20 protein-coding genes and 1 tRNA gene are annotated in these 23,906 nt (G+C 73.1%); 9 read left to right on the top strand and 12 right to left on the bottom strand.

Annotation, left to right across the window (positions count from 1 at the left end):
• A partial coding sequence (locus tag V1J52_RS18620) for a transposase family protein (protein ID WP_330140989.1) occupies positions 1-652 on the bottom strand: 652 nt, incomplete at its 3' end.
• 93 nt (positions 653-745) lie between these two features.
• Between V1J52_RS18620 and V1J52_RS18615 the strand changes: the two genes are divergently transcribed.
• Complete coding sequence (locus V1J52_RS18615) at positions 746-2,164, top strand: ATP-binding protein (protein ID WP_330140987.1); 1,419 nt, start codon at positions 746-748, stop codon at positions 2,162-2,164.
• Positions 2,165-2,350: 186 nt separating this feature from the next.
• Here the strand turns inward: V1J52_RS18615 and V1J52_RS18610 are convergent.
• Together V1J52_RS18610 and V1J52_RS18605 are read right to left on the bottom strand one after the other, a co-directional pair.
• Positions 2,351-2,437: transfer RNA gene (locus V1J52_RS18610), tRNA-Ser, on the bottom strand.
• Positions 2,438-2,480: 43 nt separating this feature from the next.
• Positions 2,481-4,121 carry a S1C family serine protease gene (locus V1J52_RS18605; protein ID WP_330140986.1) on the bottom strand — a complete coding sequence of 547 codons (1,641 nt, stop codon included), beginning with the start codon at positions 4,119-4,121 and terminating at the stop codon, positions 2,481-2,483.
• 210 nt (positions 4,122-4,331) lie between these two features.
• On the opposite strand from V1J52_RS18605, the gene V1J52_RS18600 reads away from it, so the two are divergent.
• The 3 genes from V1J52_RS18600 (at position 4,332) to V1J52_RS18590 (ending at position 6,922) form a co-directional block, all read left to right on the top strand.
• Entirely contained in the window at positions 4,332-5,117 is a 786-nt protein-coding gene (locus V1J52_RS18600; protein WP_330140985.1) for a glycerophosphodiester phosphodiesterase, read from the top strand.
• 179 nt (positions 5,118-5,296) lie between these two features.
• On the top strand, positions 5,297-5,833 hold the full coding sequence (locus V1J52_RS18595) for an ATP-binding protein (RefSeq protein ID WP_443075861.1): 537 nt from the start codon (positions 5,297-5,299) through the stop codon (positions 5,831-5,833).
• Between the two features lie 120 nt (positions 5,834-5,953).
• The gene (locus V1J52_RS18590; RefSeq protein WP_330140983.1) at positions 5,954-6,922 is read left to right on the top strand and encodes a DUF5926 family protein; all 969 of its coding nucleotides are present in this window, start codon (positions 5,954-5,956) and stop codon (positions 6,920-6,922) included.
• A gap of 406 nt (positions 6,923-7,328) precedes the next feature.
• Here V1J52_RS18590 and V1J52_RS18585 read toward each other — a convergent pair whose 3' ends face one another.
• Positions 7,329-7,982: a bifunctional DNA primase/polymerase gene (locus V1J52_RS18585; RefSeq protein ID WP_330140982.1), complete on the bottom strand. Its 654-nt coding sequence runs from the start codon at positions 7,980-7,982 to the stop codon at positions 7,329-7,331.
• Positions 7,983-8,448: 466 nt separating this feature from the next.
• Here V1J52_RS18585 and V1J52_RS18580 point away from each other — a divergent pair, with 466 nt between their 5' ends.
• Positions 8,449-10,197 (top strand): PP2C family protein-serine/threonine phosphatase, encoded by a 1,749-nt coding sequence (locus tag V1J52_RS18580; protein WP_330140981.1) that lies wholly within the window; start codon positions 8,449-8,451, stop codon positions 10,195-10,197.
• A gap of 143 nt (positions 10,198-10,340) precedes the next feature.
• The gene (locus V1J52_RS18575; protein ID WP_330140980.1) at positions 10,341-11,798 is read left to right on the top strand and encodes an aminopeptidase P family protein; all 1,458 of its coding nucleotides are present in this window, start codon (positions 10,341-10,343) and stop codon (positions 11,796-11,798) included.
• Between the two features lie 111 nt (positions 11,799-11,909).
• On the opposite strand, the gene V1J52_RS18570 is transcribed toward V1J52_RS18575, so the two are convergent.
• Positions 11,910-12,737: a DUF1206 domain-containing protein gene (locus V1J52_RS18570; protein WP_330140979.1), complete on the bottom strand. Its 828-nt coding sequence runs from the start codon at positions 12,735-12,737 to the stop codon at positions 11,910-11,912.
• Positions 12,738-12,927: 190 nt separating this feature from the next.
• On the opposite strand from V1J52_RS18570, the gene V1J52_RS18565 reads away from it, so the two are divergent.
• Together V1J52_RS18565 and V1J52_RS18560 are read left to right on the top strand one after the other, a co-directional pair.
• Complete coding sequence (locus tag V1J52_RS18565) at positions 12,928-13,758, top strand: GVDTG sorting domain-containing protein (RefSeq protein ID WP_330140978.1); 831 nt, start codon at positions 12,928-12,930, stop codon at positions 13,756-13,758.
• A 145-nt stretch (positions 13,759-13,903) separates the two neighbouring features.
• Complete coding sequence (locus tag V1J52_RS18560) at positions 13,904-14,653, top strand: ZIP family metal transporter (protein ID WP_330140977.1); 750 nt, start codon at positions 13,904-13,906, stop codon at positions 14,651-14,653.
• 61 nt (positions 14,654-14,714) lie between these two features.
• On the opposite strand, the gene V1J52_RS18555 is transcribed toward V1J52_RS18560, so the two are convergent.
• The 4 genes from V1J52_RS18555 to V1J52_RS18540 form a co-directional block, all read right to left on the bottom strand.
• A complete protein-coding gene (locus tag V1J52_RS18555) occupies positions 14,715-15,170 on the bottom strand; it encodes a tellurite resistance TerB family protein (protein ID WP_330140976.1) in 456 nt (151 codons plus the stop codon).
• Positions 15,171-15,239: 69 nt separating this feature from the next.
• Positions 15,240-16,256, bottom strand: coding sequence for a sporulation protein (locus V1J52_RS18550; protein WP_330140975.1), 1,017 nt, complete (start codon positions 16,254-16,256; stop codon positions 15,240-15,242).
• A 193-nt stretch (positions 16,257-16,449) separates the two neighbouring features.
• Positions 16,450-17,487: a hemolysin family protein gene (locus tag V1J52_RS18545; protein ID WP_330140973.1), complete on the bottom strand. Its 1,038-nt coding sequence runs from the start codon at positions 17,485-17,487 to the stop codon at positions 16,450-16,452.
• Positions 17,484-18,920 (bottom strand): hemolysin family protein, encoded by a 1,437-nt coding sequence (locus V1J52_RS18540; protein WP_330140972.1) that lies wholly within the window; start codon positions 18,918-18,920, stop codon positions 17,484-17,486. Before V1J52_RS18540 ends, V1J52_RS18545 begins: the two co-directional genes overlap by 4 nt.
• 650 nt (positions 18,921-19,570) lie before the next feature.
• Here V1J52_RS18540 and V1J52_RS18535 point away from each other — a divergent pair.
• Positions 19,571-21,025, top strand: coding sequence for an LCP family protein (locus tag V1J52_RS18535; protein ID WP_443075860.1), 1,455 nt, complete (start codon positions 19,571-19,573; stop codon positions 21,023-21,025).
• Positions 21,026-21,083: 58 nt separating this feature from the next.
• On the opposite strand, the gene V1J52_RS18530 is transcribed toward V1J52_RS18535, so the two are convergent.
• The 3 genes from V1J52_RS18530 to V1J52_RS18520 all read right to left on the bottom strand — a co-directional run bounded on the left by V1J52_RS18530 (position 21,084) and on the right by V1J52_RS18520 (position 23,706).
• Complete coding sequence (locus V1J52_RS18530; protein WP_330140971.1) at positions 21,084-21,659, bottom strand: hypothetical protein; 576 nt, start codon at positions 21,657-21,659, stop codon at positions 21,084-21,086.
• Between the two features lie 193 nt (positions 21,660-21,852).
• Complete coding sequence (locus V1J52_RS18525) at positions 21,853-23,004, bottom strand: threonine aldolase family protein (RefSeq protein ID WP_330140970.1); 1,152 nt, start codon at positions 23,002-23,004, stop codon at positions 21,853-21,855.
• A 51-nt stretch (positions 23,005-23,055) separates the two neighbouring features.
• On the bottom strand, positions 23,056-23,706 hold the full coding sequence (locus V1J52_RS18520) for a hypothetical protein (protein ID WP_330140969.1): 651 nt from the start codon (positions 23,704-23,706) through the stop codon (positions 23,056-23,058).
• Positions 23,707-23,906: the final 200 nt, after the last annotated feature.

Here is a 23,906-nt window from a genome sequence, read left to right as displayed (position 1 = left end):
GGGCGACACCGCGTTCGACGGGTGCCCGTGCCGTGGCCAGAGCCCGGTTGACGGTCTTCTCGGTACTGGTGAGGTCCTGCAGGGGCCTGCGTTTGATGCCCGTGGTCACCAAAGGCCCGCCGCCCTGGTAGGCGAGATCGGCCAAGACCGGGACGCCCTGGAGCTCGCAGATACGGATGATCCGGTGGGTACGGGCGGCGGTCAGGTCATGGGCACGGCCCGGCAGAGCGGGCGAGAGCCACAGCAGCCGTCCGACCGGATCGGTGACCACCTGCACGTTCACCCCGTGCCGGCGGTGCTTGTGGGAGTAGTCCGCGCGTGAGTCGCCGACCCGGTCGCACTCGGCGAGCGTGCCGTCCAGCAGGACGAAGTCGGGGCCGTCCTCGCGCAGGACTTTCAGCAGACCCGGCGCCCGTTCGGCGAGCAGGTGGACGACCGCGTTGGTGTAGGCGTGAGCGGTGGACTCGCTGATCCCGAACCCAGCAGCGATCTTAGCCAGGGTGACGTGTTCGCGCAGGTACACCAGTGCCACCATCGCGCGCTGGGACGGGCGGAGCTTGCAGCGCCGGTCGCCCTCACGGGTGACAACGAGCATGGTGACCCACTCCACAAGCGCATGAGGCAAGTCGAGTGCGGCAGGATAGATGACCAACGAGGCCCCCGAGCAGCGTGATTGAGACGTCAGACACCTCGATCAACAGCCCGGGGGCCTCGCTCGTTGCGGCTCAAGCCTGTCACCTGATCGGTGGCCATCTCGAAGAGGCTCAGTGATGGCGACCGAAAGCTAACGGACTACGAAGTTTGCGTCCTCCTCTCGAATCGCAGCGAACAACGTCAGAACCTGCGTCCCATTGTAGAATCCTCGCCATCTGATCTCGATGAAGAGTTGATCCGTGGGTTCTTGCGTCGAGTGCGGGAGACAAAGTCTCCGATCTTCAGCAGGATCATCGACGAAGAAGCGTTGCGGATGCTCAACGTTCTCGTGAAGCACGAAGACAGACTGGTTCCGTCGCTGGCTGGCCTTCTTGCGTTCGGGCTCTACCCCCAGCAGTTTGAGCCTCAGCTTGATATCACTTTCGTCGCTGACCCGACCCCCGAGGCTGGCGTCTTGGGCCCCTCGGGTGAACGTTTTACAGAGAATCGATCCATAGACGGCCCTATTCCGCAGATGGTGAGCGAATGCATTCGCACACTCAAGCGCAATATGAAGCGGCGAAGCATCGTATCCGGTCTCTACCGCACAGATGAGTGGGAGTACCCGGAGGAGGTTTTGCGCGAGGCCCTCGTCAACGCGCTGGTGCACAGGGACTATTCCGAGTTCGCGCGGGGGATGCAGGTGCAGGTGGAAATGTATCCGGACAGGCTCATGATCCGAAACCCTGGCGGCCTCTACGGCCCGGCAGAAGTGAACAATCTGGGCACGGAAACGATTTCATCGTCACACAACAGGGCACTGCTCAAGATCCTCGAAGACACTCCTTATAATGACAACAGGATGGTCTGTGAGAATCGAGGCAGCGGAATCGCTCGCATTCGCATTGCCCTGACAGAGGCGGGCATGGAGCCTCCACGATTCATTGATGACATCTCTTCTTTTTCTGCAGAATTTCCCAACCATACGTTGATTGACGACAACGCGCTTGCCTGGTTGGGAAGCCTAGAGCCGGGTCCACTGTCACGGCCTCAGATGACCGCTCTCGTGATGATGCGTAATGGTCGGGCGATGACGAACAGCTCGTACAGGGCGGCGACCGGTGTGCACGACAGTAGGGCGGCCACTCGAGATCTCAAGGATCTTGTCGACAGAAGAATCGTAGAACAGTTCGGTACGCGCGGATCTGCCTTCTACACGCTTGCGGGTCGGCATGGCCACGACCCAGAGGATGGCCTGTTCGGTGACCTGATCGAAGGAGCCGGGTCAGTCACCGCAACCGTAGACGAAGGGGAGGCAGGGGCGCCGCCAGCCGAGTCCACTGTGACCGAACTGCAGGGTGCAGTTCTTGCATCGCTTTCCGAGGGGCATCTGCAGAGGAACGAGATCGAGGAAAGGACAGGACTCGATTCTGTTCAGGTGCGCGGCGCTCTCCAAGCCCTACGCGAGAAGGGGCTCGTTGTATTGGTGAGTAAGCCTCGGTCCCGGCATGCGCGCTGGCGGGCTGTCTGAGTGCGTGCCGTAGGAAAGTGGCTTCCGGGAAATTGGGAGTAAGTGCAGGGGAAGCATGTCCCGGGGCACTCTGCGCACATCCCTAGTGGGTCTCCCAGCTCCCCGGGGGTCAGGGTGCGGAGTCCGGGCATGGCACCGGCCCCTGACCGTTGTGGTGGTCAGGGACCGTTTCCGTTGCTGTCAACGCGGAGGCGGTGGGATTTGAACCCACGGTGACATCGCTGCCACGACGGTTTTCAAGACCGTTCCCTTCGGCCGCTCGGGCACGCCTCCCCGCGCGGCGCCCGCGGGCGCCGCGCGGGGACAGCCTAGCCGGTCAGTCGTCGCCGACGCGCTCGCCCAGGGTCAGCTCGACCTGGTTCTCCTGGCCGCCGCGCTCGTAGGTGAGGGTCACCCGGTCGCCGGGCTGGTGGGTCCAGATTTCGCTGATGAGGGTGGGGCCGCTGTCGATGGCGGTGCCGTTGAACTTGGTGATGACGTCGCCGGGCTGGAGTCCGGCCTCGTCGGCGGGTCCGCCCGGGGTGAGGGCCTCCGTGCCGTTCGCGCCGCCCTCGGAGATCGTGGCGCCGTCGTTGCTCTGGTTCATCTCGACGGTGGCGCCGATGATCGGGTAGACCGGCTCGCCGCGCTGGATGAGGGTCTGCGCGACGCGCTTGGCCTGGTCGATGGGGATGGCGAAGCCCAGGCCGATGCTGCCGGCGGGACCGCCGAGGGCGCCGTCGCTGGTGGACTGGATCGCCGAGTTGACCCCGATGACCTCGCCCTCGGCGTTGAGGAGGGGGCCGCCGGAGTTGCCCGGGTTGATGGAGGCGTCCGTTTGCAGGGCGCTCATGTAGGACGCCGAGGAGCCCTCGGCGTCGCTGGAGGCGACGGGCCGGTTGAGCGCGCTGACGATGCCCGTGGTGACGGTGCCGGAGAGGCCGAAGGGGGCGCCGATGGCGATGGTGGAGTCGCCGACGGCCACCTGGCCGGACTCGCCCAGCGGGAGCGGGGTGAGGGTGGCGCCCTCGGGGTCGGTGAGCTTGATGACCGCGATGTCGTAGCCCTCGGCCCGGCCGACGACCTCACCGTCGTACTGCTTGCCGTCGGAGAAGACGACGCTCAGGTCCGCGCCCTGCGCGGCGCTGGCGACGACGTGGTTGTTGGTGAGGATGTGGCCCTGCCGGTCGAAGACGAAGCCGGTGCCCGTGCCGCCGCCGGAACGGCCGCTGCCGCCGTTGACCTGGATGGTGACGGTGCTGGGCAGTGCCTTCGCCGCGATGCCCGCGACGGAGTCGGGGGCCCGCTGGACGGTCTCCTGTCCGGAGGCGGAGGACTTCACCGTCTCGGAGGCCGGGGTCGCGTTGTGGTCGGCGGCCCAGAAGCCGATGCCGCCGCCGACGGCGCCCGTCACGAGCGCCCCCGCGATGAGGGCGGCGACGAAGCCGCCGCGTCCCTTCTTCTTCGGCGGGGGCGGGGGGGCGCCCCACGGCTGGGCCGCACCGCCGTAGCCGCCGGTGTGACCGCCGAAGCCGCCCTGACCGCCGTAGCCGCCGGTGTGGTCCCCGTAGCCGCCGCCCTGGCCGCTGTGGGCGGCGGTGTGCGCCGCCGGGGGGTCGCCGTAGCCGCCCGGGGCGGCGGCGCCGGAGGCAGCCGGGGCGCCGGGGCTCTCCGGGGCGCCGGCGGGGTGCTCCTGGGCGGCGGCGCCGTCCGGGGTGCCGGGTGCCTCGGCGCTGCCCTGGTCCGGCGCGGGCGCAGGTGCGGGCGGGGCCACGGGCGCGGGCGGCGCCGCGGGGCGCGGCGGGGGCGCGGCCTGGGGGTCCACTGCACGCAGCCGGGCCGTGTCGTCGCCGCCGGACGGCCGGTGCTGGGGCTCCTCCGGCGGAGCCACCGGTGGCACGCGGTCGCCAGGCGCCGTCTCGTCGGCGGCGCGGCGCTCCTCAGGCGACCGGTCGACGCCCTCGTGCTCGGTGCTCACAGCAGTTCTCCTCCGGTTACGCAGTCGTCAGCAGGCTTCACCAGCGAGCGCTGGATCGTCCTCCAGTGTGCGGTCAGCTTTTCCCATCACACGTCAGCACGGCGTAAGCCATCCGGCTACCCTCCACGGCGGTCCTTACGCCCGGCACATCGTTCCCGGCCAGCGCACCGCGCCGGTCCGCGAACCCGGGCCGGATGGGACGATGACGCGGTGCGACGCCCCATCTCTGTCATCGCCCACCGAGGCGCCTCGGAGGATGCCCCCGAACATACGCTCGCCGCGTACCGCAAGGCGGTCGAGCACGGCGCCGACGCGCTGGAGTGCGACGTCCGGCTGACGGCCGACGGGCATCTGGTGTGCGTGCACGACCGCCGCGTCGACCGGGTGTCCAACGGGCGCGGGGCGGTCTCGACGCTGGAGCTGGCCGATCTCGCCGCGCTCGACTTCGGCTCCTGGAAGGACCCGTACGAGCAGCCGGAGAAGGCCGAGCGCGGCCGGGCGTCCGTCCTCACCCTCGACCGGCTGCTCCAGCTCGTCCAGGAGTGCCACCGGGCGGGGCGGCGGGTGGAGCTGGCCGTCGAGACGAAGCACCCCACCCGCTGGGCCGGCCAGGTGGAGGAGCGGGTGCTGGAGCTGGTGGCGCGGTACGAACTGACCGGTGCCGTCCGTGTCATGAGCTTCTCGGCCCGGTCGCTCCAGCGGATCAGGGCGGCGGCTCCGGAGATGCCCACGGTCTACCTCATGCCGTTCCTGCTGCCCAGGCACCGGGAGGGGCGGCTTCCGGCGGGGGTGGGGATCACCGGGCCGAGCATGCGGATCATCCGGGCCCATCCCGACTACGTCATCCGCGCGCAGCGGGCCGGGCACCAGGTGCACGTGTGGACGGTGGACGACCCGATCGACATCGAGCTGTGCGCCCGGCTCGACGTGGACGCCATCATCACCAACCGGCCGCGGCAGGTGTTGGACCAGCTCAGCGAGTTGGGACGGCGCTGACGGCGGACTGAGTACCGTGCCGGGACGCGCCCCTCACCGGGTGTGCTCCGGCGCATTCAGTGCGTACCGGAACGTCAGGAATGCGTCAACGAGGTGGCGGTGCACGGTTTCCACCATGGGTCAGGAGGGCATCCATCACGTTGCGTGGGGCTGAGGAGGTTGCGGGGGTGGCGTTGGTGATGGCACAGGGAGTGCCGACTTTTTCGACGATGGCCGTCCCGCACGGCCCCGTCGGGGTCGGACAGGCGAGGCGGCGGATGCGCGCGGAACTGCGCGGCTGCGGTGTGCCGGACGCCGTCGTGGACGACGCGGTGCTCGTCCTCTCCGAACTGCTGAGCAACGCCTACCGGCACGCGCAGCCGCTGCCGCCCGACGACTCGGTGCGGGCGGACTGGGCGCGGGACCCGTCGGGTGAGGTCACGATCGCCGTCACGGACGGTGGCGGACCGACGCGGCCGCTTCCCTCGACGCCCTCGGTCACGGCGCGCGGCGGCCGCGGCCTGTCGATCATCACCTCCCTGGCCCGTGCCTGGGGCGTGCGGGAGAACGCGGAGCACCACGAGGTGACGGTGTGGGCCGTCGTGGAGGAGCAGAAGGGTTACGACGGCGCCAAGGGCACCACCCCCGCCTACGCGTTGCGCGGGATGGATCTGCTCGACGCGCTGGACGGCCTGGAGGGGCTGGACGGCCTGGACGGGCTGGGCGTCGAACTCTGACGGCGTCCGGGCGCCGGGAGGCATCGGCGCGGCGGGCGCGGGTGAGGACAGCGGCGCGGACGGCGGGTGGCCTAAGCTCCGAGCGTCCGCACGTCCGCGTCGTTACCCGGAGTCCCGCGCATGGCCAAGAAGCGCCGCCCCCAGCCCCAGGCTGCGAAGCCGCAGCTCGTCGACGGAGAGGTTCCGGTCGTCGGCGCCCGCGAGCCCTGCCCCTGCGGCTCGGGCCGCCGCTACAAGGCCTGCCACGGGCGGGCCGCCGCCCAGGCCGCGACGGAACTGGTGCAGCGTCCGTTCGAGGGGCTGCCGGGCGAGTGCGACTGGGTGGCGCTGCGTGAGCTGGTGCCCGCCGCGACGGTCCCGCTGACGCTGGCCGACGGGCTCCCCGACGACGTCCCCTCGGTGACGCTGGCCACCGTGCTGCCGATGGCGTGGCCCGCGCTGCGGCGCGACGACGGCGCCGTGATGGTCGGCGTGCAGAACGACACGGCCTCCGGTGACCTCAGCCGGGACCTGGCCGACGTGCTGCGCCGCGCCCTGAGCACCGAGCCGGGGCAGCCGGTTCCCGCCGGGCGGGCCGAGCCGGACGGGCCGCGGCTCCAGGACCTGCTGGCCCCGGACGCGCCGTTCGTGCCGGAGGTGCACGAGGGCTTCGAGTTCTGGCTGCCCGACGCGGAGAACGCCACGGGTGAGGTGGCCGCGTCGCTGGAGCGCGCGAACGCCGCCGCGCTGCCGACGAGCCGGCTGTCCGGGGTCGAGGCGGCCTACTGGTGCCGCACGCCGGACAAGAACCACCTGCGCTGGGTCATGCCGCACCCCGAGGAGCGGCTCATGAACGCGCTCGCCCGGCTGCACGCGGCCGGCGCGTCGGCGCTGGGTGAGGACACGCGGCTGGTGGGCTCGTTCCGGGCGCACGGGCTGATGGTGCCGGTGTGGGACCTGCCGGGCGCGATGACGGCCGGGGAGTGCGAGAAGCCGGCGGCGGCGTTCGCGGAGCGGCTGGGCGAGGCGCTGAGCAGTGACGTTCCGCTGACGGCCGACGAGCGGCGGGCCCGCAGCGGGCTGACGAACCGCCAGATCACGTTGAGCTGACCGTGGCCGCGCAGGACTGTTTGAATGATCAAAGAGCGGTGATTCCGGTCACAAGTGCCGCTGTGAGCAGGTGATTCGGCGGCTCAAAAGGCACGTCCGGATTTGCGAACGGCTCATCTCTTGTTACCTTTTAGGAGCCCGGTCGCTGGTGCATCCCCCGTCGCCAGCGACCGGGCTTTCGCATGTCCGCACGCGTCCGCGCCGGATGACGTCCGCGCCGCACGCCGTCCGCGCCCGGCGCCGCGTGCTCCCCCGCCACCGCCCGGCCCGTCCCCGCCACGGCCTCTCCTGCCTGCCCGGCCCGTCCGGCGGGACGCCGGCGGCCGTCCGCCCCGCACAGCCCGACGGCCGCCGCGGCGGGGATGTCCCGCGGCGGCGGCCGTCAGCCGGGTTCAGGTGCGCCGGTTCAGTACGTCCCGGGGCGCAGCGCCGCCACACCCGCCTCCACCAGCACGTCCAGCAGCGGCTTCGTGTCGGGGAGGTACGGGACGGCGCCGGACGGCGGGCGCTCCCACCGGACCGGCCCCGCGACCGTCTGGGAGGCCGGCAGCGGGACGTAGCCGCCCTCGCCGTGGAAGCGCAACGAGCCGGGCACCCAGTCCTGGGCGTACAGCAGCTCGCCCAGCTCCGCCAGGTCGTACGGGCGGACCAGCAGCGCGACACGGGTGGGCGTGGCGATGACGGGGCCCGTGCGCAGGTTCAGCCGGTCGCATTCGGCCAGGGCGCGCAGACCCGCGTCCGCCGGGAGGCTCAGCGCGCACGGCGCCCTGCCGCCGGTGGCCAGCAGCACGGGGGCGCCGGGGCGCTGCGTCCACCACCAGCGGACCATGCGGGCGTCGGTGGTGGCGGCCAGCAGGCCCGGTTCCCAGGGGTGCAGGCCCGGCACGGAGCAGTCCGCGCGGGGGCAGGAGCACAGGCGCCCGGCGGCGCGTCCAGGACGCCAGGACTCCCGCAGCTCCGCTCCGGGCACAACCGGCCACCGCCACTCGGTCGCACAGGTAAGCGCGGTGGTGCGCCGCGCCCATCGGGTCACGCGTCGCCTTCCGGGGATCTCGCGCATGAGCGCTCGTTCCTTTCCGTAACGTCCGTAAACACCGACAGCTCAACGAGAATTGCCGCACTGCGTGGAGACCACGTCACCGCGCGTGCGGAAAAGCAGCGCATCATGCCGTGGGTCGAGCGTGGAACGTGGCGGGGGGTGGCGCGCGCGTGGCGCTTGCGCTCTCTTCGTACCGTACGTGACGTACCTGGTGCCCGAATCTTTTCGCCACTCACGGGCGCGGGGACAAAATTTCCGAGCTACACCGAGTACGACGCGCAGTCCGGCCACCGGGTTCCGGCCGGGACGGACTGCCCCGCTTCCGTTTCCTCTTGCGTACCCGGAGCAGTAGGTGACCCGCTCCGGTCAGCGTCAGTCGATCGCGGAAACGTACACGCGGGGTACTTTTCGCGCCAACCTGCGCCACCTCCCGGAGCACCGTCCCCGGCTCGGACGCCTCCCGGACACCGGCGCAACGAACCGGGTGATGCTGGACATCGTGTCATCACGGCGTGTACATCTGGAAGCATTCCTGGCAGAGCAGTATGACATGGGGGTTTGCGATGCTTTTGAGAGGAATCGCGGCCGGTGGAAGCGGCTTGCCATGAGCACGCCGCACTCGTCAAAAGTGGCTGGAATCAATCCACCCCCGTTGTCACCCGAGCACACTGATCCGCCCGTTCCGGCGGCGGGCTCCCCCGGACCGCCCCCCGGGCCGCGCCCCCGGAAAGGCCCCGGGGAGGCCCCCCGGGAAGGCTGCGGGGACGACTGCCAGGACCCGCCGCGCCGGGAGGGCGCCGCCCCGGGCGCGCCGGACGCCCCCCGCTGCCCGGCCGGGCAGCTCGCCGCCGTCCAGGAACGGCTGGCCGGGTGGCTCTCCGACCTCAGCACGCTGCACGACCTGACCGAGCGGCTGGCCCGCACCCCCACGCTCGACGCCGCGCTGCACGAGACGCTGCGCGGCGGTGCCGCGCTCGTTGGTGCCCGGCGCGGGCTCATCGTCCTCCGGCCGGCCGACGGCCTCGGGCCCGCCCGCACCGTCGGACTCGGTCTCGGACGGGCGGATCTCGGCCAGATCGAGACCGTCCCCAGTTCGGCCAACTTCGGGTGTCTGCTGGACACGCCGCCCGGCCCCGCCCCGCACGCAGCGGGCCACCACGCACCGCAGTCGCACGCACCGGGCCCGCCCGCGTCCGCCCGGCCCGCACCCGCCCCGCCCGCTGCACCCGGCGGGGCCGCCCGGCCCGGGCCCGCCGGCTCCGGCGAGGCGCGGGAGGTGGCGCACCCGGACATCGCCGGGGAGGACGGCCTCGACGCCCGGCACCGCCAGGTCGCGGCCCGGCTCGGCTACGCCGCCAGCTACGCCGCCCCGCTCGCCGCCGCCGACCCGCGCACGGGCGCCGCCGTGTGGCTGTACGACGAACCGGCCGAGCCGACCGAGCGCCAGCGTGAACTGCTGCGCCGCTACCTGGCCTGCGCGGGCGAGCACCTCGCCCGCCGTCTGGAGCTGGCACGGGCGCGGGAGGCGGTCAGCGCCGTCCGCGAGGAGCTGCTGCCCAGCAGGCTGCCCCGGGTGCCGGGCGTGCGGCTCGCCGTGCGGCACCGCGCCGGGCCGCGCGGCGGCGGGGACTGGTACGACGTGCTGCCGCTGCCGGAGGGCGCCGTGGGACTGTCCGTCGGCGGGGTGGACGGTGCCGGGCCCGGCACCGTCGCCGTGATGGGACGGCTGCGGGCCTCGCTGCGCGCGTACGCGGTGATGGAGGGCGAGGACCCGGTGGCCGTCCTGTCGGACCTGGAGCTGCTGCTGCGGCTGACCGAACCCGCCCGGTGCGCGACGGCGCTCTTCGGCTACGCCGAGCCCGCGGTGAAGCGGGTCACCCTCGCGGGGGCCGGGCACTGCCCGCCGCTGATCGTCGGCCCGGGGCGCTGCGCGTTCGCCGAGACGACGCTCTCCGCGCCGCTGAACATGCTCGCCTGCTGGGAGGCGCCCAGTGTGGAGCTGAACCTGGCGGCCGGTGAAACGCTCCTGCTCTACAGCGACGGGCTGGTCCAGCGCACCGGCGAGCCCCTGGACCGGGCCCTCGCCCGGCTGCACGCCGCCGCGCTCGGCGCGGAACCCCCCGTCCGGGACGATCCGGAGGCCCTGGCCGACCACGTCCTGGACGCGCTGCTGCCCGGCGGCCTCGCGGACGCCGACAGCGAGGACGACGTCGTCCTGCTGGCCGCGCGCTTCTGACCGCGCGGACGCGCCGCACCGCGCCCCGGCCGACCGACCGCCCGCGACGACGGGAAGGTCACAGAACCCGCCCCCTGGGTGCCGCCTTCGTTCGGACATACGATGGACAGCGGCCCCACTGGTGTACGCGAGGAGGCAGCGACGTGGCCGAGCAGCAGTCGCCGGAGACCCCGGAAGACGAGCAGCCGACGGAACAGCGGAAGAACGGCCTGAACCCGGGCGTGTCCGACGAGCTGGCCGAGAACATGAGGAGCGGCTGGGCCGACACGGAACTGCGCGACCTGCGTCCCGTCGAGCAGGCCGGGCACACCGCGCGCCGCCGCGCCGCGCTCTCCGAGCGCTTCCCCGGCGAGCGCCTGGTCGTCCCGGCGGGCAACCTGAAGACGCGCTCGAACGACACGGAGTACAGCTTCCGCGCGTCCGTCGAGTACGCCTACCTCACCGGCGACCAGACCGAGGACGGCGTCCTCGTCATGGAACCGCGCCCCGGGGGCGGCCACAACGCGACGCTGTACCTGCTGCCGCGCTCCGACCGGGAGAACGGCGAGTTCTGGCTCGACGGCCAGGGCGAGCTGTGGGTGGGACGGCGGCACAGCCTGGCGGAGGCCGAGCAGCTCTACGGCATGCCCTGCGCCGACGTGCGCACGGTCGCCGGTGTCCTGCGCGAGGCGAGCGGGCCGGTGCGCGTGGTGCGCGGGCACGACGCCGGGGTGCAGGCCGCCCTGACGGACAAGGTCACCGCCGAGCGCGACGAGGAGCTGCGCGTCTTCCTCTCCGAGGCCCGGCTCGTCAAGGACGAGTTCGAGATCGGCGAGTTGCAGAAGGCGGTGGACTCGACCGTCCGCGGCTTCGAGGACGTCGTGCGCGTCCTGGACAAGGCCGAGGCGACCTCCGAGCGCTACATCGAGGGCACCTTCTTCCTGCGCGCCCGCGTCGAGGGCAACGACATCGGGTACGGCTCGATCTGCGCCGCCGGACCGCACGCCACCACCCTGCACTGGGTCCGCAACGACGGGCCCGTCCGTTCCGGTGACCTGCTGCTGCTGGACGCGGGCGTGGAGACGCACTCGCTCTACACCGCCGACGTCACCCGCACGATGCCGGTGAACGGCCGTTTCACCGACCTCCAGCGCACGATCTACGACGCCGTGTACGAGGCGCAGGAGGCGGGTATCGCGGCGGTCCGGCCCGGCGCGAAGTACCTGGACTTCCACCGCGCCGCCCAGCGTGTGCTGGCGGCGAAGCTGGTGGAGTGGGGCCTGCTGGACGGCCCGGTGGAGAAGGTCCTGGAGCTGGGGCTCCAGCGCCGGTGGACGCTGCACGGCACCGGTCACATGCTCGGCATGGACGTCCACGACTGCGCCGCCGCCCGCCGCGAGGCGTACGCCGAGGGCACCCTGGAGCCGGGCATGTGCCTGACGGTCGAGCCCGGTCTGTACTTCCAGTCCGACGACCTGACGGTGCCCGAGGAGTACCGGGGCATCGGGGTGCGGATCGAGGACGACCTCGTCGTCACCGAGGACGGCAACCGGAACCTCTCCGCCGCCCTGCCGCGCCGTTCCGCCGACGTCGAGGCGTGGATGGCGGCCCTGCGCGGCTGACGTCCGCCCGCCGGGACGCACGGAGGGACGCCCGGCGGTACGCACGGAGGGTCCGGCGTGCGCTGCGGTGCGCGCCGGACCCTCCGGCGTCCGGGGCCGCCCGGGGCGGGATCAGACCTTGTGCCAGCGGGCCATCGCCAGCGAGAACGCGCCGAACAGGGCGAGGCCGACGGCGATGGCCACCAGCAGCCACGGCCCCACGGGGGTGTCGGCGAAGGAGCGCAGGACCTGGTCCATGCCCTTCGTCTCGTCCGCGTCGTAGGTCAGGGCCGCCTGCACGACGAACCATCCGGCGGCCATGAACACCGCCCCGCGGCACGCCCCGCCCGCGACGCCGAGGAAGTCGACCGTCTTGCGGGCGCGGCGCGACATCTGGGACATCTTCAGCTCCTCGCGGAACTTGCGGCGCACCGCCTTCACCGCGATGTACAGCCCGCCCGCGATGACGGCCGCGCCCGCCAGGCCCACGATCCACTGCCCGGCGGGGAGTTCGAGTGCCCGCGCGGTGATGTCGCTGGACTGCTGCTCCCCGGAACTGCCGCTGCCCGTCGCGAACCGCAGCACGGAGAAGGCGAGGAAGGCGTAGATGACGAAGCGCAGTCCCGATATCGCCCGCTTGGACGCCTTGTGCCCGTCCGGGGTGGAGGCTCCGAACAGCGCCTCGCTCAGCCGCCACAGCGCCATGCCGATCAGCCCGATGCCGATGGCCCACACCACGAACTGGCCGAAGGGCTGCTGCGAGACCGTCTGCAACGCCCCGTTCTGATCGGCCTGTTCGCCGCTCTGCCCGAAGGCGATCTGGAGCGCGAGCAGGCCGATGAGCACGTAGAGCACGCCGCGTGCGGCCAGGCCCCAGCGGGCGGCGATGTCCATCGCGGAGCTGTGGGCCGTGCGCCGCGCGGCGCTCCGTCCCCTTCTGGCAGCGATTCCCATGCTCATGACATGACCTCCGATGTGTCGGTCCGTCCGGTGCGGTGGCCCCGCACGTCCGTGCGTCCGTACGTTCGATCCAGGTCCCCGCTTGCCCCCGCCGGGTGCCGGAAAACCCCCCGGGGCACAGGCCCGGCCGCATCGCTCGTTCGGATCACCCCGGTGGTTGGCACGGGACCCGGCATGTCCCATGGGCCTCATGCGTATACCGACACTCTCGGCCCTCACCGCCGCAGCCGCCCTCTCCGCGACCGCCCTGCTGGGTCCGGCCGGAGCGGCCCTGGCGGCGGACGGTGACGATGACGGATACGGCGGCGGCACGGGTGCGGCCCGGGGGCGCGGCGTGCTCGTCCAGCCCCAGGAGATCGCCCCGGGCGGGGAGTTCTCCGTCTTCGACGGCGGCAACTGCACGAAGGAGAAGGGCACCGCGTCCTTCACCGCACCGCCCGGCGGCACCCGGCTGCCCGACCTCGGACTCGGCCCGCTCAGCAACATGGTGGGCGGCACCGGGACCCTCCCCCGCGACACGGAGCCGGGGAACTACCGGGTCTCGGTCACCTGCGGCGACGAGGGCCCCTTCAGCGGCGGCTTCACGGTCACCGGCGACCGGACCGGCGGCGACGAGACGGACGGCACGGGCAGTCCCTCGCCGGGCGCACGCCTCACCGGCGCACCCGGCGAGAAGGAGCGGGAGCCCGCGCCGGAGCCGGAACACGAACAGGCCCCCCGCGAGAAGCCCGCGGAGCCGGGCGAGGCAGGTGAGCCGGGCGAGCCGGGTGCGACGGACGAGCCGGGCGACGGCGGCGCCGGGCAGCCGCCCGCGCCGCGCCCCACCGGTTCCGCCGCCGCCACCCACGGCCCCGGGGCCGGGCCCGCACCGGCCGGTCCCTCCCCCGCGCCCAAGGGCGGCGTGGAGACGGGCGTCGGCGGCAGCACCATGGCCGACGGCACGACATGGGGGCTCGGCGGGGCCGCCGTCCTCGCCCTCATCGGCGGCGCCCTGTGGTACCGCCGCCACGGCCGGATCTGACGCCGCCACCGGCGCGCCGGGCACCCGGCGGAGGGCACACCGTCCGGCGGTCGGGCCGTCACCTTCCGGCACGTCCGCGGCCGGGCGGTGACGGCCCGTCCGCAGCGGGTACCCGCAGGACCGTGCACCGGAGGGAGGCGGGACGTTGACGGACGCGCTCATCGCGGGCGGCTGGGGCCTGCTGGCCGGTTCCGCGCTGCTGCTCGGGGCCCTGGCCGGATACGCGCTGCGGGTCCCCACCCGGCTCGTGGCACTCGTCATGGCGTTCGGCAGCGGCGTGCTGCTGTCCGCCGTCTCGTTCGAGCTGATCGCCGAGGCCCACGAGCGGGCGGGGCTCGTGCCGACCGCCCTCGGGGCGCTCGCCGGTGCCGCGCTCTACACCGGCGCCAACGTGGCGCTGGCCCGGCACGGCGCCCGGCACCGCAAGCGCTCGGGCCACCAGCAGCCGTCGGAGGACGAGCATCCGGGCTCCGGCAACGCGATCGCGCTCGGCGCCCTGCTCGACGGCGTGCCGGAGTCGGTGGTCATCGGGGTGAGCCTCCTGGGCGGCGGCGGAGTCAGCGCGGCCACCGTCGGGGCGGTGTTCGTCAGCAACGTGCCGGAGGGGCTGTCCAGCGCGGCCGGGATGCGCAGGGCGGGCCGCTCACGCGGTTACGTCTTCGGGCTGTGGGGCGGCATCACCCTGGTCAGCGCCGTCGCGGCGCTGCTGGGGCGCACGGTGCTCGGCGGCGTGCCGCCACAGGCGCTGGCCGCCGTCACCGCGCTCGCGGGCGGCGCGATCCTCGCCATGATCGCGGACACGATGATCCCCGAGGCCTTCGAGGAGGCGCACCTGCTCACCGGCCTGGTGACGGTCGCGGGCTTCCTGGCCGCCTTCGCCCTCTCGCACGTGTGAGCGCCCCGCGGGTGGGGGCGTCTGCGCACGCGGGAGGGGAAGGCACCGTCGGCCGGGGTGCTCAGAGGTCGAACTCGTGCGGGGGGAGGTCCAGCGCGTAGCACGCCTCACGGACGACGGCCTGCTCGTCCTTGTCGAAGTTGCCGTCGGCTCCGCCGATGACGATGCCGATCTGGATGACGGCCCGCGCCTCCACCGGCTTCTTCTTCACCTTGCCGATGTCCTGGAGCACGGCGACCTTGCCGAAGGCGAAGTCGCCGGTGAGCTGGTCCAGGTAGGCGTCGAACCGGCGGCGCAGGTCGTCGGCGGGGAAGTTGCCGAGCGTGTCGTTGCTCGTGATGAGCTGGGCGACGCGCTGCCGTTCGGAGGGGTCGACGGAACCGTCGGCCGCCGCGACGAGCGCGCACATGGCCATGCTCGCGTCGCGGAAGCCGCCGCTCTTCAGCTCGTTCTTCTTCGACTCCAGCTGGCCCTGCATCTGCTGGGCGGATTCCTTGAGTCGGTCCCACAGTGCCATGTGCGTCTCCGTAACTGTCGTGAACTGTCGTGAGTGTGCCGTTGACCGGGGAACGGGCGGCGGCGGGCGTCAGCCCTCCTCGCCCGCGTCCCCCTCGTCGCCGCCGAAGGCGTCGCCCGCGAAGGCGTCCTCCGCGGCGTCGTCCTCCAGGGCGTCGCCGATCTCGTCGACGATCTCGGCCGCCACCAGGCCGCCCGCGACGCCGACGGCCAGCCCGGCCGCGCCCGCCGCGACGGCCGCGCCCACGCCGGGGCCGCCGTGCCCGTGGCCGCCGGCGTGCCCGGCGTGGTGGCCGCCCGGGTGCGTGCGCCCGTCCACGAGCTGCCGCACCCACTCCGCCACCACGGCCGTCCAGTCCCGCTGCCCGGCGTCCTCGTGGGCGACGGTGTGGCGGTTGAGCGCGTCGCCGCCGCCGAACGCGCCGAACGGGCCCGCGCCGCGCCGGTCGGCCTCCAGCACGACGTCGACCCCGTCCGGCGCCGCGAGGAAGGTGACTTCGAGCTGGCTCAGCGCGTGGGCTTGGTGCTGCGGCGGGCTCAGCTCGATCTCCTGGTAGAAGGGGAGCCGCTGGGCGGTGCCCTGGATGCGGCCCAGCTCCAGATCGGCCGAGACGAACACGAAGCCGAGCTGCCCGAGCGCTTCGAGCACCGCCTCCTGGACGGGCAGCGGAGCGACCGCGACGGCGTCCAGATCGCTCTTGTCCCGGGCGCCGGCGACGCCCAGCTCGGTGCGGACGCCGAGCACGACGCCGAGCGGCTGCCCGTGCAGCTCGGTGACCGGGACCTCCCACGGGAGCGGCACCTCGAAGGGCAGCACGTGCTCGGCCCCCTCGTCGAGCCGGAAACCACCGCCCACGGTGTACCGCTCGAAGGCGACGGTGCCCGTGTCCTCGCCCTCCGCGTGCTCGGCCTCGACCCGGGCGACGAGTTCGAGGGTGACGTGCTCGATCTCGTGGGCGGCGGTGCCGCCCTTGAGGTGCACCTGCCCGCGCAGCGGCCCGCCGGGGAGCGCGGGACCGCCGGACAGCACTGTGTCCACCGTGGGCCCGCCCACACCGAGCGACCCGAGCAGCCGTTTGAACACCATCGCGGCGTTCACTCCTTCGTGTGTCTCGCGTCCATAGCCTGCCGTGTGCCGGGCCGCAGACCCGGCGCTGTACCGGCCCGTGACGGGCCGACTACCCAACTATGGGCCCGCGGACGGAGTTCCCGGACCGGCACGCGACGCCGGTGCGTCCGCACATCCGCGCGCCCGTGACGTCCGCGCGCCCGCGCCCACGTCATCCCCCGGCCTTCTCCGGCGACGGCGGGGCCGAGGAGCCGACCAGCTCCTCCAGGACGTCGCCCATGGTGACGTAGCCCAGCACCGCGCCCTTGTCGCCCGTGACGGCGGCCAGGTGGGTGCCCGCCGCCCGCATCGCGGTCAGCGCGTCGTCCAGCGGCGTGTCGATGCGCACCCGGGTGACGGTGTGCAGCGCGGTGCGCGGGAAGGGCCGGTCGCGCGGCACCCCGAGGGCGTCCTTGATGTGCAGGTAGCCCAGCACCGTCCCGCCGGGCCCGGTGACCGGGAACCGGGAGAAGCCGGAGGCCGTCGCCGTGCGCTCCAGCTGGGCCGGGGTGACGCCGTGGCCGACGGTGACCATCCGCACCGGCGGCACGATGAGCGTGCCGACCGGGCGGCGGCCCAGCTCCAGGGCGTCGCGCAGCCGGGCGCTCTCCTCCGGCCCCAGCAGCCCGGCGGCGCTGGAGTCCTCCACGAGGCGGGCCAGTTCGTCGTCGGTGAAGACGGAGGCGACCTCGTCCTTCGGCTCCACCCGCAGCAGCCGCAGCAGCACGTTGGCCAGCTTGTTGATGCCGAACACCACCGGGCGCAGCACCCGGGTCAGCGCCACGAGCGCCGGACCGAGGACGAGCGCGGTGCGCTCGGGCGCGGCCAGGGCGATGTTCTTCGGCACCATCTCGCCGATGAGCATGTGCAGGTACGTGGCCAGCGTCAGCGCGATGGCGAACGCGATCGGGTGCACCAGCGCGTGCGGCACGTGCAGCGCCTCGAACGGCGGTTCCAGCAGGTGCGCGATGGCCGGTTCGGCGACCATGCCCAGCACCAGCGAGGACACGGTGATGCCCAGTTGCGCGGTGGCCATGAGCACCGACACGTGCTCCAGGCCCCACAGCACCGTGCGGGCCCGCTTGTCGCCCGTCCTGGCGATCGGTTCGATCTGGCTGCGCCGCACCGAGATGAGCGCGAACTCGGCGCCCACGAAGAAGGCGTTGGTCAGCAGGGTCAGCGCGCCGATGGTGAGCTGGAGCGCGGTCACCGGGCGTCCTCCAGGTGCGACGTGCGCGCCCCGGCCCCGCCCGCGCCACCGGACGAGCCGGACGGACGGTCGGCGCGGTCGGCGCGGGCCGGACGCGTCGGTGCGGACGCGCGCGGCCCCGGCGGCTCGGGCGGCACGCCGGTGATGCGGATGCGGTCGGCGCGGTGGTGGTCGGTCTCCAGGACGGTGAGCTGCCAGCCGTCCAGCTCGACACGGTCGCCCCGGGCCGGGATGCGCTCCAGGCGGGCGGCGATGAGCCCGGCCAGCGTCTCGTACGGCCCCTCCGGGGCGGCGAGCCCGATCGCGGACAGTTCGTCCATGCGGACGCTGCCGTCGGCCTCCCACACCGGTGCGCCGTCGCCGCTGCGGGCCGCCGGGATCAGGCCGGGCTGCTCCTCGGGGTCGTGCTCGTCGCGGACCTCGCCCACGACCTCCTCCACGATGTCCTCCAGCGTCGCCACACCGGCCGTGCCGCCGTACTCGTCCACGACCACGGCCATCGTGCGGCTGCCGCGCAGCCGCCCCAGGAGCCGGTCCACCGGCAGGCTGTCCGGCACGAACAGCGGCTCGGCCGCCAGCCGCCCCACCGGGGTGGCGGCGCGCCGCGCCTCGTCCAGGGCCAGCACGTCCCGCACGTGCACCACGCCCACGACCTCGTCCAGCGAGTCCCGGTACACCGGGAAGCGGGACAGGCCGGTGGCGAGGGTGAGGTTCGCCGCGTCCGCCGCGGTGGCGCGCACCTCCAGCGCCTTGACGTCCACCCGGGGCGTCATGACGTTCTCGGCCGTCAGCTCGCCCAGGTGCAGGGTGCGCACGAACAGTTCCGCCGAGTCCGCCTCGATGGCGCCCTCGGCTGCGGAGTGCTGCGCGAGGGCGACGAGTTCGGCCGGGGTGCGCGCGGAGGCCAGCTCCTCGGCGGGCTCCAGGCCCATGCGCCGCACCAGCCGGTTCGCGGTCTCGTTGAGGTGGTGGATCAGCACCGAGAAGACGGCGGTGAAGCCGCGCTGCGGCCCGGCCACCACCTTGGCGACGGCCAGCGGCCGGGAGATCGCCCAGTTCTTGGGCACCAGCTCGCCCACCACCATGAGGACGACGGTGGACAGCACCACGCCGAGGGCCAGCGCCACGGTGGACGCGATGCCTTCGGACAGTCCCGCGGCGCCGAGCGGACCGCGGAGCAGGGCGGCGACGGACGGTTCGGCCAGCATGCCGATGACCAGAGACGTCACCGTGATGCCGAGCTGCGCGCCGGAGAGCTGGAAGGTCAGACGCCGGACCGCGCGCAGGGCGCCCTCGGCACCGCGCTCGCCCGCGGCCGCGGCCCGCTCCAGCGCGCCGCGCTCCACGGTGGTGAGCGAGAACTCGGCGGCCACGAACACGGCACAGGCGAGGGTCAGCAGCAGGGCAAGCAGCAGAAGCAGCACTTCGGTCACCGTGCCACCCCCGCTTCCGGCTTCATCGGTGCGCAGGGCATGGCACGGCAGATACTGGGAGGTTCGCCCATGGCGGGACTACGGCTCCTTTCGGTACGGCGGGAATCCTCGGTATGCCCGCTCTGGTCCGTGTTCTATCGAAGCATCGTAAAGGAAGAGCAAATATTGGTGCGTGGCGAACGCCACCCCGGACCCGCTCCGGACCCGCCCCGGCGGGTCCCGGCTCACGGCTCGTGTGCGCACGGTGACCCAGGAGCCAATCCCGCCGCATTCCGCGCCGCAGGGATGATCTTGGGACTGCCGTGGCCCGGCTGCCTGTTGGTACTGTCGGGGCGACGCGTGCCGCTCCCCCACGGCACTTCCGGCGAGGGCGCCGGAGCACGGGCGCCGGCCGGGCGCCCGTACGGCGTACCGGCCGCTTCGCCGTCCGGTGCGGCGGGCAGTGCCGCGGACGCCGACGCGAACGAGACGTGATCAGTGACACGCACAGTGGTGAAACGCACGGTGACCGTCACCGGTGACGGGCGACATGACGCGCCGGGTGACGCCGGCCGAATGCGCGCACCGGCTACGCGCGTCAGGACCGGCCGTGCCAACGGCCGGTGCGAGGAAATGCGGGCCGGGCGGCTCCAAGGCGGGAAAGGCAAGGCGTGGGCGGTATACACAGCGCTTCCCGGGGCGCCCGGAATTCCCGGTCCGGCGAGAACGGTGCGGGCGGCACAGGCGGCGCGGGGGACGCGCCCCGCCGCAGCCGCCGCCGGCCCCGCAGCACCGGATCGCCGCGCCGCCGGGCGCTGCTGTGGACGGCCGGCGTCCTCGCCGTCCTCCTGCTGGGCGGGGCCGGAGCGGGCGCCTGGCTGCTCCAGCGGCTCGACGGGAACATCGAGGCCGCCGACATCGACGAGCGCCTCGGCGACAACCGCCCGGTGAACCTGAGCCCCGGCGCGAAGAACATCCTCGTCGTGGGCTCCGACAGCCGCGAGGGCACGGGCGGCAAGTACGGCTCCGGGTACGAGACGATGCAGTCCGACACGCTGATGATCGTCCACCTGTCCGCCGACCGGGAGTGGGCGACGGTCGTCTCCCTCCCCCGGGACTCGTGGGTGGAGATCCCCGCCTGCGACCAGGGCGACGGCACGGAGTCCGAGCCGCACCACTTCAAGATCAACGCGGCGTTCGCGCTCGGCGGCCTGTCCGGCGACGTGTCCGGGGCCGCGACGTGCGCCGTCAAGACCGTGGAGCACAACACGGGCCTGCGCATGGACCACTACATGTCGGTCGACTTCAACGGCTTCAAGGGCATGGTCGACGCGGTCGACGGCGTGGAGGTCTGCCCCGAGCAGCCCATCCGCGACAAGAAGGCCCGCCTCGACCTGGAGGCCGGATGCCAGACGCTGCTGGGCGAGGACGCCCTCGGTTACGTCCGCACCCGCTACGCCACCGGCAACGGCAGCGACATCGAGCGCATCGACCGCCAGCAGGACTTCATGGAGGCCCTGGCGAAGAAGGCGCAGTCCAAGCTCACCGACCCCCAGGCCCTCTACGGCTTCCTGGAGGCGTTCACCTCCTCGCTGACCACCGACAAGGCGCTCGCCGGCGTCCGCCCGCTGTACGACCTGGCCACCGGCGTGCAGGGCATAGCCACCGACCGGCTCACCTTCCTCACCGTCCCCAACTACCCCAGGGAACTCGACGTCCCCACCGACAAGGCGAACGTCGTGTGGCGGTACCCGCAGGCCGAGACGCTGTTCACCAAGCTCGCCAAGGACGAGGAGGTGGACAAGGCGAAGCTGGCCGCCAGCGCCGAGGAGACCGCCGACCTCATCCCCTCCCGCGTCCGCGTGCAGGTGCTCAACGGGACGGAGCGGGCCGGGCTGGCGGGCGAGGTGGCGCAGGAACTGGGCCGCGCGGGCTTCCAGATCGTCGGCACCGGCAACGCGCCCGAGAAGACGCCGCGGACCACCCTGGCCCACCCCGAGGGCCTGCGCGGACACGCCGACGTCCTGGCGGGCCGCCTGCCCGAGGTGCGCATGGCGGCCGACGGCACGTCCCCCGGCGTGGTCACCCTCGTCCTCGGCGACGACTTCACCGGCCTGCGCGGCTGACCCGCCGCACGCGATTGGCGCCCCGCGCCCTCCGGCTGCCGGGGCTCCCGCACGCCTCTCACACCTCGCGGACGTCCGGCGTCGGCGTCGCCGGCGGCACCGGACGCGCACCGAGCACCCGTCGGTACTCGGCCGCGTGCTGGTCCGCCAGGTACGGCGAGAGCCGCAGCAGCACCGCACCGGCCAGGTAGCCGCGCTCCTGGCGCGCCGGGAAGCCGAGCCCCTCCCGCTGCAACTGCTCCGCCCGCCGCCGCGCGGCCCCCTCGTCGGGGAACACCTCGATGACGCCGCCCAGCCCGACGCTGCCCGGATCGTTGTCCACGACGAGACCGCCGTCCACCCGCCGGTCCTCGAAGGAGACCTTGCTGCGGTAGCCGTCCGACCGGCCCAGCAGCCGGTCCGGGTCCGAGGCCCGCGTGACGACGCGCGGCCGCTCCACCGGCAGCCCGGCCCGCTCCAGCCGCCGCAGCGCGGCCTCCGCCTCGGCCGTCACCGGCACCGTGGTGTGCGGCGTGCGCGGCGCCGGCTGCGGCCGGGTCTCGCGGGCTCCGAGGACCACGACGGCGCCGACGGCCGCCAGCACGACCGCGCCGACCACCGCCGTCCGCGCCCAGGTGCCCGTTCGCCCGCGCATCTCCGCCTCACCGCCCGCCTCGCGCTCTCCCCGGCTTCGCCGGTGCCCCATTCAGCCTTCTCCGGCAGAGTAGTGCGAAACACCGGCACGTCCCGGCCCCCGCAGCGCTGCCCGGCACCGCCCGCCACCCGGCCGGGAGCACCACCCCGGCACCGGCCCCGCGCGGAGTGCCGGCGGCCTCCGCGCGGTGCGCTCAGCTCCGGGCGGCTTCCCTCGCCACCGCCGCGGCGAAGGCGTCGACGTCCTCTTCCGTGGTGTCGAACGAGCACATCAGCCGCACCTCTCCGGTCTCCTCGTCGTGGACGTAGAACGTGTAGCGGTCGAGCAGCCGGGTGAGGACCTCCCGGGGCAGGGTGACGAAGACGGCGTTCGCCTCCACCGGCCTGGAGACCGCGACTCCCGCGCTCCGCGACAGCAGGACGCTCAGCCGGCCGGCCATCGCGTTGGCGTGGGCCGCGTTGCGCCGCCACAGGTCGCCCGCGAGGAGCGCCTCGAACTGGACGGACAGGAAGCGCATCTTGGAGGCCAGGTGGGTGGAGCGCTTGCGCAGGTGGGGCACGCCCCGGACACGGGAGTCGTCGAGGACGACCACGCACTCGCCGAACAGCAGACCGTTCTTGGTGCCGCCGAAGGACAGCACGTCGATCCCGACGTCCGCGGTGCAGGCGGCCAGGGGGACACCCAGGGAGACGGCCGCGTTGGCCAGCCGTGCCCCGTCCAGGTGGACGGCGAGGCCGTGGGCGTGGGCGTGGGCGGTGAGGTCGCGGAGCTCCTCCACGGTGTAGCAGGTGCCCAGTTCCGTGGACTGGGCCAGGGAGAGAGCCTGGGGCGCGGCGCTGTGCATGTCGCCAGCCGCCCGCACGGCCTCGCCGACCGACTCCCGCGTGAGCTTCCCGTCCCGGGACGGAAGGCCGAGCAGCTTCAGCCCGCCGATGTGCTCGGGGGCCCCGCCCTCGTCCTCGTTGAGGTGCGCCTCCTGCGTGCACACCACCGCGCCCCAGCGGTCGGTGACGGCCTGGAGCGCGACGACGTTGGCGCCGGGGCCGTTGAAGACGGGGAAGACCTGGGCGTGCGGCCCGAAGTGGCGCCGGAAGACGCCGTCCAGGTCCGCCGTGTAGGAGTCCGCGCCGTAGGCCGGCTGGTGCCCTCCGTTGGCGAGGTGCAGCGCGGCGAGCACCTCCGGGTGGGCTCCGGAGAAGTTGTCGCTGGTCAGTGCGCGCAGGTTCGGGTCGTGGCGGCGGATGGCGTCGGTGCGGAGTGTGACGCCGTCACCGGACGCGGTGCCGGACGCGGTGCCGGACGCGGTGCCGGACGCGGTGCCGCCGGGGGACGGGGGCCGGGGCATCACGCCTCCCAGGCCGGCGGACGGTTGCCGGGCGGCAGGCTCCTCACCCCTTCAACCACCGGCGACGTAGGTCCAGTAGGGGTGGAGGAGCGCTTCCAGCTGCCGGGCGGTGTGCAGCACCCGGTCCGGCTCCTCGCCCCGGGCCAGGCCGTGCTCGATCACCGCCAGGGCTCCCTCGGCGACCTCGGGCGGCGGCCTGTCGCCCCAGGACTCCATGTAGGTGATCACGGGACGGGAGGCGTCCGTCGACTCCTTGGAGGCGTCGACGACGCGGGAGAAGAGGGTGCACCAGGTGGACAGGTCCGTGTGGAGGTAGAGGGCGGCTTCGGCGGCACCGGCCTGCGTCCCCATCCAGGACAGGTCCCGCACCACGCGGAACAGTCCCTGGTCGGCCGGCACGAGCGGAATGGCGGCGTCAGGGATGCCGACCGACGGGGCGGCTTCACGCAGGAGGCCGCGGGCGGTGGCGATGGTGTGCAGGGTGAAGGAGAACAGGGTGGCGGGTGTTTCGTGCCGGTGCCGGGCCACCAGGAGCGCGTAGCTGGACAGCTCGGCCTCCTGGCACTGGAATTCGGCGAGGAGGAGCCTCTTGAAGTGCTCGGTGCCGATTTTCCCGTCGCGCGCGAGCTCCACCAGCGGATTTCCGCTGACGAATCGCTCGACGTCCGGCTTCATCGCCTCTATGAGCTGTTCTGCGTTCACGGATTGCTCCTCGTCGGGCCGGGAGTGGTCAGAAGCCGCAGGGGGCCCGCCGGGGCCGGCGCGTGTCACCCCCGTCCGGATTCCGCTGCGGCACGCTCGCCATCGCCATGCAGTGACGGGTTTCCCGCGGGGCGGGGAACATGGCGTCGGATAAGAGACAACGTGCGCCGGAGCGGGAATTCCCTCCCCTTGACGAAAGG

This window comes from Streptomyces solitudinis (assembly GCF_036323765.1).
Lineage (GTDB): Bacteria > Actinomycetota > Actinomycetes > Streptomycetales > Streptomycetaceae > Streptomyces.
This window is presented reverse-complemented; position numbering and strand designations above follow the sequence as displayed.

What these genes read in the sequence shown, in the direction of transcription:
- V1J52_RS18590 (WP_330140983.1), top strand. Translation starts at nt 5,954, where the DNA reads ATGGCCAAGAAGCGCCGCCCCCAGCCCCAGGCTGCGAAGCCGCAGCTC.
- V1J52_RS18555 (WP_330140976.1), bottom strand. Translation starts at nt 15,170, where the DNA reads ATGGCACTGTGGGACCGACTCAAGGAATCCGCCCAGCAGATGCAGGGC.
- V1J52_RS18595 (WP_443075861.1), top strand. Translation starts at nt 5,297, where the DNA reads ATGGCACAGGGAGTGCCGACTTTTTCGACGATGGCCGTCCCGCACGGC.
- V1J52_RS18525 (WP_330140970.1), bottom strand. Translation starts at nt 23,004, where the DNA reads ATGCCCCGGCCCCCGTCCCCCGGCGGCACCGCGTCCGGCACCGCGTCC.
- V1J52_RS18530 (WP_330140971.1), bottom strand. Translation starts at nt 21,659, where the DNA reads ATGCGCGGGCGAACGGGCACCTGGGCGCGGACGGCGGTGGTCGGCGCG.
- V1J52_RS18580 (WP_330140981.1), top strand. Translation starts at nt 8,449, where the DNA reads ATGCTGGACATCGTGTCATCACGGCGTGTACATCTGGAAGCATTCCTG.
- V1J52_RS18585 (WP_330140982.1), bottom strand. Translation starts at nt 7,982, where the DNA reads ATGCGCGAGATCCCCGGAAGGCGACGCGTGACCCGATGGGCGCGGCGC.
- V1J52_RS18550 (WP_330140975.1), bottom strand. Translation starts at nt 16,256, where the DNA reads ATGGTGTTCAAACGGCTGCTCGGGTCGCTCGGTGTGGGCGGGCCCACG.
- V1J52_RS18565 (WP_330140978.1), top strand. Translation starts at nt 12,928, where the DNA reads ATGCGTATACCGACACTCTCGGCCCTCACCGCCGCAGCCGCCCTCTCC.
- V1J52_RS18570 (WP_330140979.1), bottom strand. Translation starts at nt 12,737, where the DNA reads ATGAGCATGGGAATCGCTGCCAGAAGGGGACGGAGCGCCGCGCGGCGC.